The organism is Butyrivibrio sp. MB2005, assembly GCF_000424285.1.
In the GTDB taxonomy this organism is placed as follows: domain Bacteria; phylum Bacillota; class Clostridia; order Lachnospirales; family Lachnospiraceae; genus Butyrivibrio.
This window is the reverse complement of sequence record NZ_KE384161.1, coordinates 13,450-30,113: the sequence shown is the minus strand read 5'-3', so window position 1 is coordinate 30,113 and position 16,664 is coordinate 13,450. Positions and strand designations below refer to the sequence as shown.

At 43.2% G+C, this 16,664-nt stretch carries 13 protein-coding genes; 1 reads left to right on the top strand and 12 read right to left on the bottom strand.

Annotated elements, in window-relative coordinates; genetic code table 11:
* Window positions 1–151: 151 nt before the first annotated feature.
* From G610_RS0119035 to G610_RS0119020, 4 genes are all read right to left on the bottom strand, one after another.
* Window positions 152–517 (bottom strand): ACT domain-containing protein, encoded by a 366-nt coding sequence (locus G610_RS0119035; RefSeq protein ID WP_026526021.1) that lies wholly within the window; start codon window positions 515–517, stop codon window positions 152–154.
* Between the two features lie 70 nt (window positions 518–587).
* Entirely contained in the window at window positions 588–2,903 is a 2,316-nt protein-coding gene (locus G610_RS0119030) for an ArnT family glycosyltransferase (RefSeq protein WP_026526020.1), read from the bottom strand.
* Window positions 2,904–2,962: 59 nt separating this feature from the next.
* Window positions 2,963–4,180, bottom strand: coding sequence for a protoporphyrinogen/coproporphyrinogen oxidase (locus G610_RS0119025; RefSeq protein WP_026526019.1), 1,218 nt, complete (start codon window positions 4,178–4,180; stop codon window positions 2,963–2,965).
* On the bottom strand, window positions 4,177–4,905 hold the full coding sequence (locus tag G610_RS0119020; protein ID WP_026526018.1) for a glycosyltransferase: 729 nt from the start codon (window positions 4,903–4,905) through the stop codon (window positions 4,177–4,179). The genes G610_RS0119025 and G610_RS0119020 overlap by 4 nt, the downstream gene beginning before the upstream one ends.
* A 219-nt stretch (window positions 4,906–5,124) precedes the next feature.
* Here G610_RS0119020 and G610_RS0119015 point away from each other — a divergent pair, with 219 nt between their 5' ends.
* Entirely contained in the window at window positions 5,125–6,045 is a 921-nt protein-coding gene (locus G610_RS0119015) for an AEC family transporter (RefSeq protein WP_026526017.1), read from the top strand.
* A gap of 412 nt (window positions 6,046–6,457) precedes the next feature.
* On the opposite strand, the gene G610_RS21760 is transcribed toward G610_RS0119015, so the two are convergent.
* The 8 genes from G610_RS21760 to G610_RS0118975 all read right to left on the bottom strand — a co-directional run bounded on the left by G610_RS21760 (window position 6,458) and on the right by G610_RS0118975 (window position 16,594).
* On the bottom strand, window positions 6,458–7,906 hold the full coding sequence (locus G610_RS21760; RefSeq protein ID WP_035798104.1) for an Ig-like domain-containing protein: 1,449 nt from the start codon (window positions 7,904–7,906) through the stop codon (window positions 6,458–6,460).
* A 31-nt stretch (window positions 7,907–7,937) separates the two neighbouring features.
* Window positions 7,938–9,383, bottom strand: a complete 1,446-nt coding sequence (locus tag G610_RS0119005) for an Ig-like domain-containing protein (RefSeq protein ID WP_026526016.1) — start codon at window positions 9,381–9,383, stop codon at window positions 7,938–7,940.
* A 301-nt stretch (window positions 9,384–9,684) separates the two neighbouring features.
* A complete protein-coding gene (locus tag G610_RS0119000) occupies window positions 9,685–11,007 on the bottom strand; it encodes a hypothetical protein (RefSeq protein ID WP_026526015.1) in 1,323 nt (440 codons plus the stop codon).
* A gap of 163 nt (window positions 11,008–11,170) precedes the next feature.
* Window positions 11,171–12,712 carry an alpha-amylase family glycosyl hydrolase gene (locus G610_RS0118995; RefSeq protein WP_026526014.1) on the bottom strand — a complete coding sequence of 514 codons (1,542 nt, stop codon included), beginning with the start codon at window positions 12,710–12,712 and terminating at the stop codon, window positions 11,171–11,173.
* A gap of 29 nt (window positions 12,713–12,741) precedes the next feature.
* Window positions 12,742–13,725, bottom strand: a complete 984-nt coding sequence (locus G610_RS0118990; protein ID WP_026526013.1) for an ABC transporter ATP-binding protein — start codon at window positions 13,723–13,725, stop codon at window positions 12,742–12,744.
* Window positions 13,718–14,701 (bottom strand): ABC transporter ATP-binding protein, encoded by a 984-nt coding sequence (locus tag G610_RS0118985; RefSeq protein WP_026526012.1) that lies wholly within the window; start codon window positions 14,699–14,701, stop codon window positions 13,718–13,720. The genes G610_RS0118990 and G610_RS0118985 overlap by 8 nt, the downstream gene beginning before the upstream one ends.
* A 6-nt stretch (window positions 14,702–14,707) precedes the next feature.
* The gene (locus G610_RS0118980) at window positions 14,708–15,544 is read right to left on the bottom strand and encodes an ABC transporter permease (protein WP_026526011.1); all 837 of its coding nucleotides are present in this window, start codon (window positions 15,542–15,544) and stop codon (window positions 14,708–14,710) included.
* A gap of 15 nt (window positions 15,545–15,559) precedes the next feature.
* Entirely contained in the window at window positions 15,560–16,594 is a 1,035-nt protein-coding gene (locus tag G610_RS0118975) for an ABC transporter permease (protein ID WP_242829683.1), read from the bottom strand.
* Window positions 16,595–16,664 lie beyond the last annotated feature (70 nt).

The following is a 16,664-nucleotide window of genomic DNA, read 5'->3' as shown; positions in this document are numbered from 1 at the left end:
ATTTCCTCTGCTTGAGCAGCTTCTATTCTCATATTCCTCCCTGCTCCACGCCTCTATTTTGAGCTTTTTCCCGATTTCCTCTGCTTGAGCAGCTTTCGTTTGTTGAATAGAAGCACTTTGGATAAAGAGAAAATGTAACTGAGTTTAGGGCTTACACGATTCTGTAGCCTTTTTCTGCCAATACCTTAATGGCGTTGTCAAAATCTGCCTCCTTAACAAGGATGTAGTCTGTGTTGTAGGTGGAGATTGCGAAGATTCCTATATTGTTCTTGGCAAGTGCTGTAGAAATCTTTGAAAGAATTCCGATAAGTGTAAAATCAAGCTTTCCTTCAATCCTTACAGCCTTCCAGCCATCGCTTCTCTCTGTGGTATTTGCAGGTGTCTTGTCTGTGCTGCACACAAGAGATATTTCCTCATCTGTTTTACTTATGAAAACAAACTCATCCTCCATGTTCACACCGGATAAATCTTCTACTTTACATACTGTGAAGTTCGTATCGATTCTTTTAAGTTCCATATCTCATCCTTTCATGAATTCACGTTTTCTCACAAAAATATCAAAATGACATGTCAGTGCAGGATTTTTCTCAGAAGCCTATCACCAGGTATTTTTTACTCATATCAAGATTAGCATCTATTGCTTCATTTATGCTGGCATCATAGATATCTGCTTCTCTCATGGCTGCTGCATCTGAAGATAAGATACACATCTGACTGCTGCCGTAATATCTGCCTCGAAGCGACTCCATTGTATCTGAAGGATCGATTGTACCCTCAACCACATCGCTTCTGTAATAAAGAGATCTGTAATCCAGAGTACTGAAAATCACAACGCTGTTTTCAGGGATCTCTGCGTAATCCTCATCCCATGACATTTTCACGATGTCGTAGTAAGGAAGAGTGTTTTTCGCCACGTGCTCCGTATAATCTCCCACTCCAAAAATCATAAGATACAGGATCATGCCCGCAAGCAGGTACACATAGATTTTCGTATCTCTAATATATTTTATCAAAAGTCCTGCGATTCCTAAAGTAAACAGGAAAGTAGCAGGCGCAAAGAATCTGTAGTAGAAGGTGTCCATTGATGAAAAATATCTTATCACCGTGAACATCATATAATAGATAACTGCTGTAGTTATAAGCACTGATTCTCTGGTGAAGTGTTTGCAATTCTTTGCTATGAAAATCGCAAGCATAATTCCAATAAGGAAAAGGATCAGCACACTTTTTCCATAAGAAAGATTCGTAATATACCGGGGCACTTCCAAATGGAAGAGGCTAAATACTTCCGCAAAAAGGGATTTAACCAGATCATTTGTAAGGCTCTGATAGTCATCCCACCACATGGATCTGCTGACACCGGAGGGCATACCATTTTGAAGCTTGTTATTAAGAAGGTATGCTACGCACATGATTCCGGACACGCCTGCTGTTACCACAAGTGAGATTATCTTTTTATTAAAAACTGCCTTGATGGTCTTTTCATCTCTGATAGCGATGATGGCAAGTACCAGGATGTAGAAGCCTATTACAAAATAGGTAAACATTCCAAAGTATCTTGTTAAAAAGCAGAGAAACGCTGATACTCCAAGAAGAATGTAGTTTTTGAGGGCGACCTTTTTGCCGGATGCTTCAACGCTTTTACCTGATATTCCGCTGGTTTTGTCAGATGCTTCGCCAGTTTCAAGAGGTGCGCTTCCATCAGATACAACATCCGCAAGGCTGAAGGCGAACAGCACCATGAACAAAATAAAAGGGAGCTCACTCCAGGAGTACCAATAGAGGTACATAAGACCAAGGTTCGTCATGAAAAGAGCATAGAACCAGGCCTCTTTTTTGTAGGCTATGCGAAGGATCACGAGCAGAATTCCCACAAGAATCATGGAGAGAATCTTGGATGCTGCGTAAACTTCAAGACCTGTTATTTTCATTATCAGTGCTATCATTGCAGGATAGAGGATTGGCCAGTTGGCAAACCAGGAACCCTTGTAGCCTGCAAGGCCGTCGTAGTTAAAGCCATAGCCTGCTGCCATATTAGCTGCTTCTCTAAGATACCCTGCGGAGTCCGCACTTATGTTGATGCCCTCTAAGTAACCGTTTATATAGATTGAAAGGCACAGCACGATGAAAAGCACTACCAGGAATATGTCATTTCCTGCCTTCATTATCAGTTCTGATGCATGAATATTTTTCACTGCGGCGATGCACTTTTCATATCCAAAGATTATGAAAAGAACAGCTGCTGCCCCAATAAGGATTGTGATTATATGGGAATAGTAGAACACATCTCCATAGGTCAGGGGCTTATCCGAAACCACCGAGGTTCCGAGGGATATGCCTGTGGAAAGAGGCACAAGACTCTCGGCGCTCTGGCTGGTGTCTGCGCTGTCCTCAGGGTTAGCATTTGCCGCATAAATCTGCTCTTCAAAGGGCAGGAATCTGTTTGTGGCGTCAATCTGAGTCTTGATGAAGTAGGGATTGCAACCATTGGCTGTAATTGTAAGTGTGTACTCTTTTCCCTCTTCTATATAGGTAACAGGGCTTCCAATCTCATACCATTCACCTACTGTGATCGCAGCTTTATCAGCCACAGTGGTCCACTCTTCGGCGCCCTCACTGTTTTTAAGGACAAACTCTATAGTCCCCTTCCCTTCTGAGTCGGTATTAACCATGACTACGGAAAGGCTTCCGATATTGCAGCTCTTGTTTGCTTTAAGGCTGGCTGTCAGAGTATCGCCGCTTTTTATCTCTACATATGAAGGAGTATCAAAAAGCGGAGGGCGCATGTCCTCCGACTTATTCTGAATTCCTGTCTGTTTGGTAAGTGCAAGCTGCACTCCGCATGTGATAAGAATTATCAGCACACACAGAAGTGCCTTTGCTATTTTTGATCTTGTTTTCATAGTATTCCTTTATTTAGGTGTTTCCTATTTGGAATCAGATTCGTGTTTCCACATTTAAACTACAGTGTCTCCGCCAGGTTCATGGCTCTCTCCATAACAACGTCTGAATTGTAGTGCTCGTGCTCACCCCAGCGTCCAAGGGGAATGATGCCCTTTTCTCTTACCTCTGTCATGATGAGATTTATTTTTTCAGGCTTATTTACTGTGTTTAAAGGATATGCATACTCGTTCATATATGCATAGTTGTCCTTCCAGTCGCTGTTTTCATAGGCTCCCGTTCTGCCCTCAACGGTCTCAACCCAGTAGCCTTCGCTGTCAGGGCAGAAATTACATCTGCAAAGAATCCTGTGGTAGGGCGTGTTCTCATCGGGCACATATACCCAGTGTGCAGGAGACTGCGGATCTTCAGCCACATATCTTATCTCTACCGATGAATGCTTAAGCTCAGTCAGAGCATTCTCAAACTCCTCAGTGCATCCTTTGATTTTCATGCTGCCCCAGGGAATTGTTGTGATGATAGTATCTGCGCAGTATTCCTCCCCGTCAGAGCACTTAACTGTTTTTGCTGTAAGGTCAAGTTCTGTTACAGATACTCCGCACTTTATGTTTTCAGGCATGCTGTCAGCGATTCTAAGGAATGCTTCGCCGTAGCCGTATTCCTTTGGATAGTAGAATTTGGCATGTCCCGGCTGTGTTCCAAAGCTCTTATGCATGGTGCAGGACTGCAGAGTCTCCTCATAGCTTACGTTTGGAAGTTTTTCAAGCCAGTAGGTTCCAAGCTCGTCCAGAGTGCCGCCAAACATTTTGTTATTGTAGGGAAGCATGTAGTTTTCTGCGATCTCATCGCCAAGCTTCCATCTGATCCATTCCTTGAATTTCACAGGCTTTTCTTTTCCTGTGTTGCAGCCTGCCTCTTTTATGGATTCAAGATATTTGTCCTGATATTCAGAGGGGAGTTGCCATATGTTGGCTTCAAAGGGATGATTTATCTCGGTTCCGTGAATGCGAATCCTCGAATCTCTGTCGAAGCTGTTCCAATCCTTTTCCGGAAGGAATCTGAATACAAAGTCACAAACAGCGGGTCTTCTCACATCAAGGAAATGGCCACCGCCTATATCAAGGGGTTTACCGTCCACATCCTTTGATCTGCAAAGTCCGCCGGCTTCGTTTTCTTTTTCTATTATAAGGAAGTCTTTTTCGCCTTTATCTGCAAGGCATCTTCCGAGAGTAAGGCCCGAGGGGCCCGCTCCCAGAATCAGGTATTTTAATTTTTTCATATAATGTTTTTCCAAATGTATTTTTCGTGATCTTTTAATTTGAAGAGTATCGAAAGGGCCTCCATTACTGTGCTGGCCTTAAGACCTGTGGATGAACCCACATAGTGGATCGGCACTTCTATGGTATTGAGGTTTCTGCAGTAGAAACGCATCTCTGTCTGATACATGTGACCTGTGGACATTATCTGATCGAGGTTGATGTTTTCAAGGACTTTTCTCTGGAAAGCCTCATATCCGCTGGTCATATCCTTCAGCTTGGTGCCAAGAACAAGATTTGACAGGAAGGTTCCGCCGCCGCTAAGGATTCTTCTGTAAAGTGGCAGGTCGCTGACTCCGCCTCCCTTCATGAATCTGGATCCCCATACGCAATCATAGCCTTCATCAAGTTTTTCTATAAACATGGGAAGCTGCTTAGGATCATGGCTAAGACCGCCATCCATTTCTATTATTCTGTCAGCGCCATCTTCCAGGGCCTGTCTGTAGCCTTCAAGGTAGCAACTGATAACGCCTCTTGATTCCTTGTAGTAGATGAGCTTTATCTTATCGTTCTGCTCGGCTTTTTCTCTTATAATTTTCTCAGTGTCATCTTTTGAGAAATCATCTATCACCGGATAGTAATACAGGTTTTCATAGGGCAGCGCCATGATCTCGTCAATAACCTGTGCCATGGTATCCGCCTCATTCGCTACCGGCATCACTATAATTGTCTTTGGTGAATTCGCCATTATTATTATGTTCCTTTTCTATTTCTATACAAAGTTCCGCTCACTATTATAGCTACTTTGCCATATCAATACAAACATAATATCTTTGCCGGCAGCTATGACAAAAAATAAGCATTGACTTTCCAATGCTGCCTTGCTATTTCTATTATTATTGGAATTAGAGAAACTACATCGGGTTATGGAGCCTTAAATAATCTGATAGAACGGAGATTAAGAAACATGATTTTATTAGAGCAGATGTTTATTTTGTTTTTGCTGATGATGGTAGGAATGATCGGCAGGAAGAAAGGACTTATAAATGATGTTGTCTGTAAGGGCATGTCGGCTATAGTTCTGAATATTGCCTGTCCTGCATTCGTGCTGTCTGCGGGCATAAATAAGGATGAGTATGTTTCAAATGAAGCGCTGCTTACCTGCGCCATCTGCGCTATCGCAATATATGCGGGACTTATTCTCTGCGCTGTAATTGTACCTTATGTACTTAAGCTCCCCAAGAGCAACTACGGAACCTACAGGGTTATGACTATTTTTTCAAATATCGGATTCATGGGCTTTCCCATTGTAGCAGCAACCTATGGAAGCATCGGCCTTCTGTATGCAGCCACCTTCCAGTTTCCTTTTAACCTGCTGTTCTATACTTATGGAATCAAGACTATGCAAAACAGCTCAGATACCGAGGCTGAAGCCACATCTTCCTGGAAAAACATCCTGAATGTGGGGGTTATCTCAGTTTTCATCTCAATTGCTCTGTATCTTCTAAGGGTTCATGTGCCGGAATCTCTGGCAGATGCTATTTCATCCCTCAGTGGTCTTACTGTTCCGCTCAGCATGATGGTAATAGGTTACGCCCTTGGAGGCATGAAGATCAGAAGTCTCCTTGGTGATTACCGCCTTCTGTTTTTCGCATTCATTAAACTTATCCTGATTCCCATCATCGGAATCTCGCTACTTAAGCTGTTCATAACTGATGATACTCTCCTTGGTGTATGCTTCGTTATGATCGCAACTCCAGTTGGCAGCATGACCGCAATGCTGGCCCAGTGCTACGGAGGTGATGAGGACACCGCTTCAAGAGGCGTCGCCCTTACAACTTTGCTGTCAGTAGTGACCATTCCGCTGGTCGGCGGGTTGTGTTTGTGATAAAAACAGACTTCACGCACTGGAAGTGGCCAATTTAAAGTTTAATCAGTGCTCACGAATCTCCCAAACTCAATACTTAAAGCATCTCGGGGCCCTTCACGCACTGATTTTCTTACTTTTCTTACTAAATCAGTGCTCGGGTGACTTCCAAACTCTTTTTGAAAAGCTACTTAGGACAATTCACGCACTGGAAGACTACATTTTTGCATAAAATCAGTGCGTAGACGCCTTTAAAACTCATCACCGAGTCTTCATCCGGACTATCTACGCACTGATTTTCTTCTTTTTATTGCTATATCAGTGTGCGAAGCACACATCAAGCATTTCAGCCACCACTGATTTAGAATTGACGGAGCTTATCCAGCTATACATTCCCACTTCTAAAGTAATCACCAATATCCCGGCTTCCAAGTTACTTAACCGTAACCTTGATCTTAGCTGCGAGGCCGTTCTTGGCAATTGCGTATACGATGCAGCTTCCTTTTCCTACGCCCTTGATCTTGCCGGCTTTAGATACAGTTGCAATACTTGTATCTGTTGAGAAGTAACGAACATCAGCTGCGTACTTCTTAGCAAGAGCCTTCTTTTTCTTATCTGCAAGTGTGATTGTAGGTTTAACCTTAGCTGTTTTACCCTTCTTTACAGATACTTTCTTGGCAACCTTGATTTTCTTGGCATTTGTATACTTTGCGCTATCTTTTCCTGCTACGAAAGCCTTGAGAGATGTACCGATCTTGTTGCCCTTTGCATCGTAAGCAACTACATAGATCTCGTAATTCTTTTTGGGATCTATATTCTTGCCACCGATAGTGCTTACCTGAGCTGAATTTGCGGTTGTTTCGATCTTATCTGTGTTCTTCTTTCCAAGGTAAGAAGCATATACTTCATACTTAGCTGCATCAGCTTCTTTGTCCCACTTAACCGCAAGGGTCTTATTCTTTTTCTGAGAAATCTTAAGACCGGTCTTGAGGGTATCTTTTGAGCGGTCAACTGTAGGCTCATCTGTTTGCAGGGCCTGAGGAGTCTCCGTAGATTCTTCCTTGCCTTCTACCTTAACTGTACAAGTTGCTTTGATAGAAGGGTCTGTCTTCATGGTAGCTGTGATTGTGGCAGTACCGCCCTTTACAGGTGTTACTGTGCCTGTGGCATCCACTGTTGCTATGCCTGAATCACTTGATTCCCAATTAAATCTGTTTGGATTAAGTGCAGGTGAAGTTGCCAGTTTCTGTCCTGCATCACCCTGTTTGAGGTTAAGCTCAGTCTTATCAAAAGCCACAGAAGTAACATTGGCAATATTATTAAGCTCTATAGTCCATACAGGTTTCTCGGTATGCAAAGTGATGTCGTACTCTCCAACCTCAAAAGGTTTTATTTTTTCACAAGCACGTCCATATAAGCCCGAATAATAATAAACTTGAATATCAGGCTGTTTTACCCCATCGATATAACACTCAACGCTATCTGATTTACCCACATAACCATAAGATAAAGTATTAAGTCCACCATAATAGCTAACTATTATAGTTTTTGTGTTTTCCATTTCACTACGATCAGCAACATTGATAAAATCATTTCTAATAGAATCTTCAACATTCAAATCTTTATCAAAATACCAATCCCCCTCAAATGGTTTACTCATTTCACTATAGTAATCAAAATAACCACTGCAAAGTCTATCTGCTATTAGTTTGCCTTTATCTCCTGCACGTACAAAATAATATGATGGATATTCTATCTCTGAATCCGCCTTTGCCTGGACAGATGGCATCATTTCAAAAGCCATTGCTACAACAAGTCCCATTGCTGCCAGGCCTTTTATTCTCCCCTTAAATCGTTTTAATGTTTCCGTTTTCATCTTCATATTTCCCTCCAATAACTCTTTATCACATTTATTACTTAACCGTAACCTTGATCTTAGCTGCGAGGCCGTTCTTTGCGATTGCAAGTACCATACATGTTCCTGGTGCCACACCCTTGATCTTGCCTGACTTGGAAACGGTTGCAACGGCGGTATCTGTAGATAAGTAGCGAACATCTGATGCATACTTCTTTGCAAGAGCTTTCTTTTTACTATCTGCAAGTTTGACATTGGCTTTAACCTTAAATGACTTGCCTGCCTTTACAGATACCTTCTTGTTGGCTGTGATCTTCTTGGCATTAGTATTCTTGCTGTCCTTTCCTGCTACGAATGCTTTGAGGGATGTACCGATCTTGTTACCATTGCTGTCGTAAGCAATCACATAGATCTCATAATTCTTCTTGGTATTGATAGCCTTGCCTCCAATAGTCTTGATTTGTGCAGAATTAGAGGTTGTCTCAATCTTATCCGGGTTCTTCTTTCCAAGGTATGCTGCATATACTTCATATTTAGCAGCATCAGCTTCTGCATCCCACTTAACCTTAAGACCTTTCTTATTCTGGGTAATCTTAAGACCTGTTTCCATGGTATCCGCAGAACGATCAACAGTAGCTTCTTCACCCTGAAGAGCCTGTTGCGTCTCATTAGCTTTTGCTTCTTCCTGTGTATCTTCTTTACCTTCCACCTTAACTGTGCAGGTCGCCTTGATGGAAGCATTGGATTTCATTGATGCTGTGATTGTAGCAGTGCCACCCTTTACAGGGGAAACGGTTCCTTCGCCATCAACTTTTGCTACAGCCTCATTGCTGGATGTCCAGTTAAATCTGGCCGGATTGAGTCTGGGTGAAAGTGTAAGCTTTTGTCCTGCATCACCCTGCTTGAAGTTAAGTTCTGTTTTGTCTAAGGCTATAGATTTTACGTAGCTAACTGTTACAACATCCAAAATCCAATGATCGGTTTCAGTGATCAACGTAACATCGCTCTCTCCAGCATTAAAGTATAATCCCCACATACTACCGCTTGTATCCATAGTGTAGTCGGCTTCAAATTCATACACTTTATTCCCATCTTGATAAGTCGTGAAATTTCCGGTCTTGCCAACATAGCCAAACAATAATGGAACGTGGTCATCTTTATCCACTTCCTTCACTGTTATGGTCTGTTCCAATTCATCCTTGCCACCTTGTGGAATGATCCATTTCGAGTATCCGGATGTTGGATTTAGGTTTTCATCAATTATCCTATTACCACTAAAATCGTTCGGATGATAGCAATCATATACATCGCCACTGCCAACGTGATCGCCATAAAGTCTTGCATCATCTCCTGAGCGAACAAACATATATCTTACATAATTATCTTCCGCTGCCTTTGCCTGCATAGACGGCATCATTCCAAAGGCCATAGCTACAGCAAGTCCAATTGCAGCCAGACCTTTAATTCTTCCTCGAAACTTTGTTAAAGCATCTTTTCTCTCCATTTTTTCTCCCTCCATAAAAATCAAGACACTTATAGTTACTTCACATATTTAGTTTTCTGTTACCTCACCCCTCTTCTGTTTACCCATGAGGTATATAGCGTTGATAAATAATTTTAGAAAAAATAAAAAAGCAGACAACTGTATTATAAACACAATCATTGTCTGCTGAATTACGAATTATGAACAAATTGATTCAAAATTGGTACTTGACATGCGGAAACTTTCGTGAACTTTTCCGCGCTAATATATGAAATAGTCTTGAATGCCAGAAACGATAACTCTTCCGGCTCTTTAAAACACTTTACTTTTTCCTACCTCCAATTAGCTGACTTATGCCATTCTCATATACAAAATAGAGAAATATCGCAATTGTCACAAGCTGTGCCCTATATGTAATGAAGAAATGCACATAGGAATGGTTGGAGAGTGCAAGGAATCTGGCATACGGTATGAGTGCAACAATTCCAAGGGGGATAAACAGATTCCAGTCAATCTTGTCACGAAGCAGATACACAAGGCTAAAGCCCACCGCCAGTATAATCCCCGTAGTGATAACAGGAAACGCAGGTGTAAGCTCGCCCAAAGTCTCAGGGTAAAGTGATGAGAGGTTATGCCAGATAGCACCTGAATATCTGGTCCAGGGATCTGCGGCAGGATTGAGGTTACTGTTTCCAAGTCGCACCTCGCCTCCTATTCTGAAAAAGCCTTCCTCCACAGATGAGGCTACAACTTCTTTTCCAGCTACAATAAGGAGCAAAATCACCTTAAGGAAAAACATTCCGGCATAGCCAAGAGCCCAGCATATTCCGTTTTTCAGAATTGAAATAAAGCCCTCTTTTCCGGAATAAGATGGATGCCTATCCAAAAGAAGCAGCATCATAGGCAGTGTGAAGGTAAGATTTTCAGTTGTTAGAAAGTCCATGAAAAATATCACCACTCCAACGGCCGCAAAAAACGGCATGGTTACATCATCCGACTCTCTACCCTTAAGAAGAAGGATGATAAGGGCTGCTGCGGATGCCACAAGAAAAGCAGTGGAATATTCAAAGGAAGTAAAGAACATCCATGGCTCCACCAGCAAAATCGAGATGCCATAGATCACTGAAAAGGCGATATGTTTTCTTTTTACCAAAATACAAATCACAGCTATCTGAAGAATAGTGATCAACACGCCAAAGATCACGCGAATCACCTGAACAGGCGCAAAAACAAGAAGAGGACGAAGCAGTACCATAGTGCCGTGCCAGTAGCGCCCGTACTCGTTGTTGATTTCTTCCTCTCCCCTTACAGCTGCAAGATACCCATCATAGGCCTGCTCATGGGTAGACTGTGTATATTTTGCGCTGATAACTGACTTAAAAGGAGTCTTGGTATCAATGCAATAAATGATGTCGCAAATAACAGTGTCCGAATAGTTATCCTGAATGGAATTGATATAGTCACCGATAAGCACCGCAAAGGGCTCACGCTGGGTAAAATATACAGCACTTGCCTCCGACTGTTTCTGAATCATGCCGGTTGGAATACATGCGGTAATTACAAGAAGCAGTACGCAGCATAAAGCTGTAAGAATTGCCACCACTGCAGTTTTGACAGGTACAGATAGCTTATGATTTTTCTCCAAAACGATTTCCCCCAAACGTTCCGGGTATTCAGATACCCTCTAGATACAATATATCATAGATTATAGAATTAAAATCCGTTTGTTTCAATGTTATGGAATGTTATAAAAGTGCTGCCCCGACGCTTTTTGCGCCGGGGCATACAAGGAAAGGTAAAAAGGTTTTTCAACGTACAACGACGAAGGACTGAGGTGCGAGAGTTATCTCGCTTCCAAGGTTTGCGCTACCAAGGCTATAAAGTACTTCGCCCTGTACGGAAAGGGCTGCAGAACTCTCCTTATCGGAGGGGTTAATTGCAATTGTAAGGTCGCCGCGCTTGTAGATGAAAGGCTTTCCTTTCTCTGCCACGAGAACCTTGAATTCTGCATCTGCCTGAAGATCCTCTTCGCGGTGGCGAAGAGCGAGAAGACCTTTGACAACATTTAGGAGGGAGTCAGGATCCTTCTCCTGATCTTCAACGGTAGGTGCATCGGCTTCTCCGTCAACCGGAAGATAAAGGGAGTCTTCGCAGCCTTCTGAGAAACCAAGATTTTTGCCTTTGTTCCACTGCATAGGTGTTCTGGATCCGGTCCGGTAATAACCGCCTTCCTTGGTGGGAAGTTCCAGATAACGCATGCCGATCTCATCTCCATAATAGAGGAAAGGCACACCTGGCATGGTGAACAGGAACGCGTAAGCAAGCTTCAACTCTTCGGGGTCTAACGTGAATCTCGGACGGTTGGTGTCGTGATTGCAGGTGAGCATGGAGATGTAGCCTACTCCCTTCGTATCCTCGTACCAGGTTAAATATTCATCAAGGAAACGATTAATGTCCCCGTCACCATCTTTTTTGAAATATGAATGATCTTCTTTGGTCTTATCATTCACGAAATAGTCGCGCATAAGTGTTGAATATCCATTGCCGGGGTGATTCAGATAAAAATCCATGTCATAGCCGGCTCTTAAAGCAAGGGGCGGATTACTCCACTCAGCTACCATTGCAGCTTCAGGGAATTCCTCATCAAGCATCTTACGCACATCAAGCCAAACAGCACTTGTTCCGGTCTTTTTCTCATCATCATTTTTTACAAGAGATGCTGCCATATCAACGCGGAAACCATCGCAGCCGTGCTGAAGCCAGAATCTCATAATGTCCTTAAGTGCTTCCCTTGTAGCAATAACATCCGGGTGATCGATGGGGAGCTGCCAGGGCTCTGTGGGATTTAAAAATCCGTAGTTCAGCGCAGGCTGGCACTTGAAAAAGTTAAGGGCATAGGTTGCGCTTCTCTCGCTCTCGCCGCCTACATAGTTAAGGCCTTTTGCGGGCTCGAAGCAAAAATCTGTCCAGATAAAGCGATTTGTATATTCGTTCTCTTCAGCCTTCTGACTCATCTTAAACCACTCATGCTCTTCTGATGTGTGGCCGGGAACAAGATCAAGAAGTACCTTGATCCCTCTCTTGTGAGCCTCTCCGAAAAGTCTGTAAAGGTCGTTGTTATTGCCATATCTGGGCGCTACCTTTTTGTAATCTCTTACATCATAGCCTGCATCTTTAAAGGGTGAATCAAAGCAGGGATTGATCCAAAGAGCATTACATCCAAGGTCTTTAATGTAATCAAGTTTTTCAATTATTCCGTTGAAATCTCCGATTCCATCCCCGTTTGTATCATAAAAAGACTGGGGATAAATCTCATAAAAAATTGTGTCTTTAAGCCATGTTGCAGCCATTTTGGTCTGCTCCTTTCATAAGTAAAAATTTAAGCATATGCGCTTTGAAGCGGATGGAAGCAGTAAACGCTTCTGCCACCGCCAAGATCTGTTTTGTCTGGTTTTCCCTGTCTGCATACATCCGTTGCATAGGGGCATCTGGGTGCGAACTTACAGCAGGTAAGGGCATATTCCTTGCTCTCCATATCGGGCATCACGAATTCCTGATTCCACTTATCACCAACCCTTGGAACAGCCTCCATCAAAAGCTGTGTATAGGGATGTCCCGGTGCATCCATAAGCTCCTTGGCAGGGCCATATTCAATGAGGCCGCCGCGGTAAAGAGTTGCGATGTAGTCCGAAACATAATAAGCAGTTGAAAGATCGTGAGTGATATAGATAAAGGAAATTCCATATTTGTCCTTCAGCTCCTTAAAGAGATTTACGATGTTCATCTTCATGGATGCATCGATAGCTGCTACAGGTTCATCCGCGATAATTAGCTTTGGTCTTGTAATAAGTGCTCTTGCGATTGAAACTCTCTGAAGCTCACCTCCGGAAAACTGCGCGGTGTATTTTCCCTTTACAACAGCCAGGGACATACCTACGCTCTTAAGTGCTTCGTCGGCTCTTTCCTCCGCTTCCTTCTGATTCTTTGCAATTCCCAGCTTGAGGGCAGTGTTATACAGATATGTATCTACTGCTTTTCTGGGAGAAAATGACTCGTAGGGATTCTGGAAAATTGGCTGTACATCCAGCTTAAACTGCTGTGCATCGTAGCCCTTTGTGTCACTGTAGGATTTACCGTTCAGAATAATGTCACCGCCATCCGGGGTATGAAGTCTTAATATCATCTTGCAAAGTGTGGACTTGCCGCAGCCGGACTCGCCAACTACTGAGAGAATGACAGGCTTATCTGCATCGATTGAGAGGGATACCTGGTCAACCGCAGTCATTTTCTTACCTCTTAGCATTCCACCTATTCTGAAATTCTTGGTTACACCCTTTACTTCCAATAAATATTTATCAGCCATTTATCATTCCACCTCCCTCTTTTAGCAGGTGACATGCCGCAAATCTTCCGGGCTTGATCTCTCTAAACTCCGGAACGGCGCTCCTGCATTTATCTGTAGCATAAGGGCAGCGTGGAGCAAATCTGCATCCCGGCGGCGGATTCTTAAGTGCCGGGGGGCGTCCGGGAATTCCTACCTTAGCGCTCTTATCTCCCACCTTGGGAAGTGCGTTTACAAGCATTGTGGTGTAGGGGTGAATGGGATCCTCGAAGATACCTTCTGTGGGTCCGAGCTCTATCATGCTTCCCGAGTACATGATTCCCATTCTGTCTGTTATCTGATAATGAACACCCATGTCATGACTTACGATAACCATGGTGTTCTTAAGCTGCTTCTGAAGCTTTGTCAACATCATCAAAATGCCTCTTTGAACCACAACGTCAAGAGCTGTGGTAGGCTCATCAGCAAGAACAACGCTGGGTGACATGAAGGTTGCAAGAGCAATGATGACACGCTGTCTCATACCACCTGAGAGCTGAAAAGGGAAAGCTTCAAGAATATCGGGAGAAAGACTGAGCTCCTCCAGATAATCTGCTACTCGCTTTAAGGTTTCTTCTTTTGTCTCTTTTTTCCTATCCTCTGCAGGAATTGAATCAAGGAACTGTTTTTTCAGTCTGGTTATAGGGTCAAGTACAGACTGCGCAGCCTGTGGAACGTAAGCTATGTTATTCCACCAGGTTTTCCTGATTTCTCCCGATGAAAAAGAAAAGTCTTTTCCATCCTTTTGTCCTGAAAGAGTAATCTGTCCCTTATCTATTTCAAGGGGCCACTCGATGATATCGTAGAGAGTCTTAAGCAGTGTTGTTTTTCCGCAGCCTGACTCTCCTGCGATTCCAAATATTTCATTGTCATTGATCGTAAAATTAAGGTCGTTTAATACGTGTATGTCTCCGTCGATTGTCTTGTACGAGGTAGACAGATTTTCTACTTTAATCATTTTCCATCACCTGCCTCTCTTCATTGCAAGATAATCGTTATATCCAGTGATCAGCAGGAAAAGTCCGATGAACATCACTATGGTCGCAACAATCGGTGATCCGATCCAAAGCCACTGTTTGTTGAAAATAGCGTTTCTCTCTCTTGCCCACTGGATCATGTTTCCAAGTGAAATAAGATTAGCCGGTGAAAGTCCAAGTACTGCAAGAGAAGACTCCGAAGCAATGGCGTTAAGTGTTGCGTTCATGAAGTTTGACAGTGACCATGTAAGCGCAAAGGGCAAAATCTCTGTGACTACGATCTGCACTGTTCCCTCACCTGAAAACTTTGCTGTCTGAATGAAATCGCGTTCCTTCAGGGTAAGCGCCATGGATCTAATCTGTCTGCTGGGCCATGCCCAGGCGAACATGGCAAGCACCAGGGCAATAAGAATTACTGTTGATGTGCCTTTCATAAGTGATGTCATAAGGATCAGGATAGGGAGTGAGGGGATAACAACGAAGGTATCTGTCACTACCATAAGAACGCGGTCAAGCGCTCCTCCTGCAAATCCGGACAAAAGTCCTACAAAGACTCCAACTACCGTTCCGATGGTGGCAACGATAAGTCCGATCACCAGTGAATTGTGAATAGCCTCAATCAAAAGCCAGAGTACATCCTGTCCCATGGAAGTTGTTCCAAGAAAGTGCTCTGCCGATGCTCCAAGCTTTGGCTGATAGGTGTTGAAGTTAAAAGGATCCGCATGTGGTATGAGGTACACAACGAATCCTATTACAAAAAAGATCGCCGTAATGATTAGCCCTGATTTAAGGGCAAAATTCGCATTTTTCCAAAACTTTTTCATTCTTCGCCCCTCCCTTTATGAATATCTGATACGAGGGTCGATGAAGGGATAAACCAGATCGACGATCAGTGTTGCCGTTGATATAGCTACAATTGAAATCGTAATACAACCAAGGATCATGTTGTAATCCGACTGCAAGATTGCTTTCTGAATAAGGGTTCCTACACCGGGATATCCGAAAATAATCTCTGTCATGATAGAACCGCCAAACACTCCGCCAAGGCTCATTGCAAGAGCTGTAACCTGGGTAAGGATTGAGTTTTTAAGAACGTATTTTGTTCCGATAACTCCCTCGGAAAGTCCGCGGTATCTGGCATAGAGAACGTAGTCCTCCTCCGAGGTGGTAGCTGCAAGAGATTTCATGGAAATGATCCACCAGCCTGTTCCAACAAGGAGAAGTGAAAGTGCCGGAAGTATTGATGACTTAATAAGAGAAGCCATGAATACACCAAATCCCTGGAAGCTGTTAATAGTCGTTGTAAGCGGGAACCATCCCAAAATGTAGGCAAAGAAAATCTGTAAGACAAGTGCCACGATGAAGTAAGGAATCGGGTAAAGGCAAATGGCGATGCCTTCCAGAATCTTTGATGATCTTTTATTTTTTCTAAAGCCTGCCAGAAGACCTATGAGGTTACCAATGATCCATGCAAGAAGCGTAGATATCATGGATAATCCTACGGTGTATGGCAGATATGTTGATATGATTTTTCCTGCGGGCTCCGGATAACTCATAAGTGAGGGGCCAAAGTCAAAATGCAAAAGTCCCTTCCACAGGAAGGTCGTATACTGTTCCATCAGTGATCCTTCAAGTCCGAACTGAACTCTTAGGGATCTTCTAAGTGCATCCATCTGAACCGGATCCATGGAGCCTGACCTTGCTGAGATTTGTCCTATCATGGATTCTACCGGGTCTGAAGGAAACATTCGCGGTACAAAAAATATGAAGGTAACGCCTATCCAGATGGTCAGCGCCCACGTCCCAAGACGTTTTAAGAAATATGTTCTGAATTTCACGAAACCACCAACCTTTTTCTGCAAAATTTTTCGCATTCCCAAATCTGTTATTCAAGAATGGGAGGGAGATGCGCCTGCACATCTCCCTCCGCAAGCTTATGTGCTT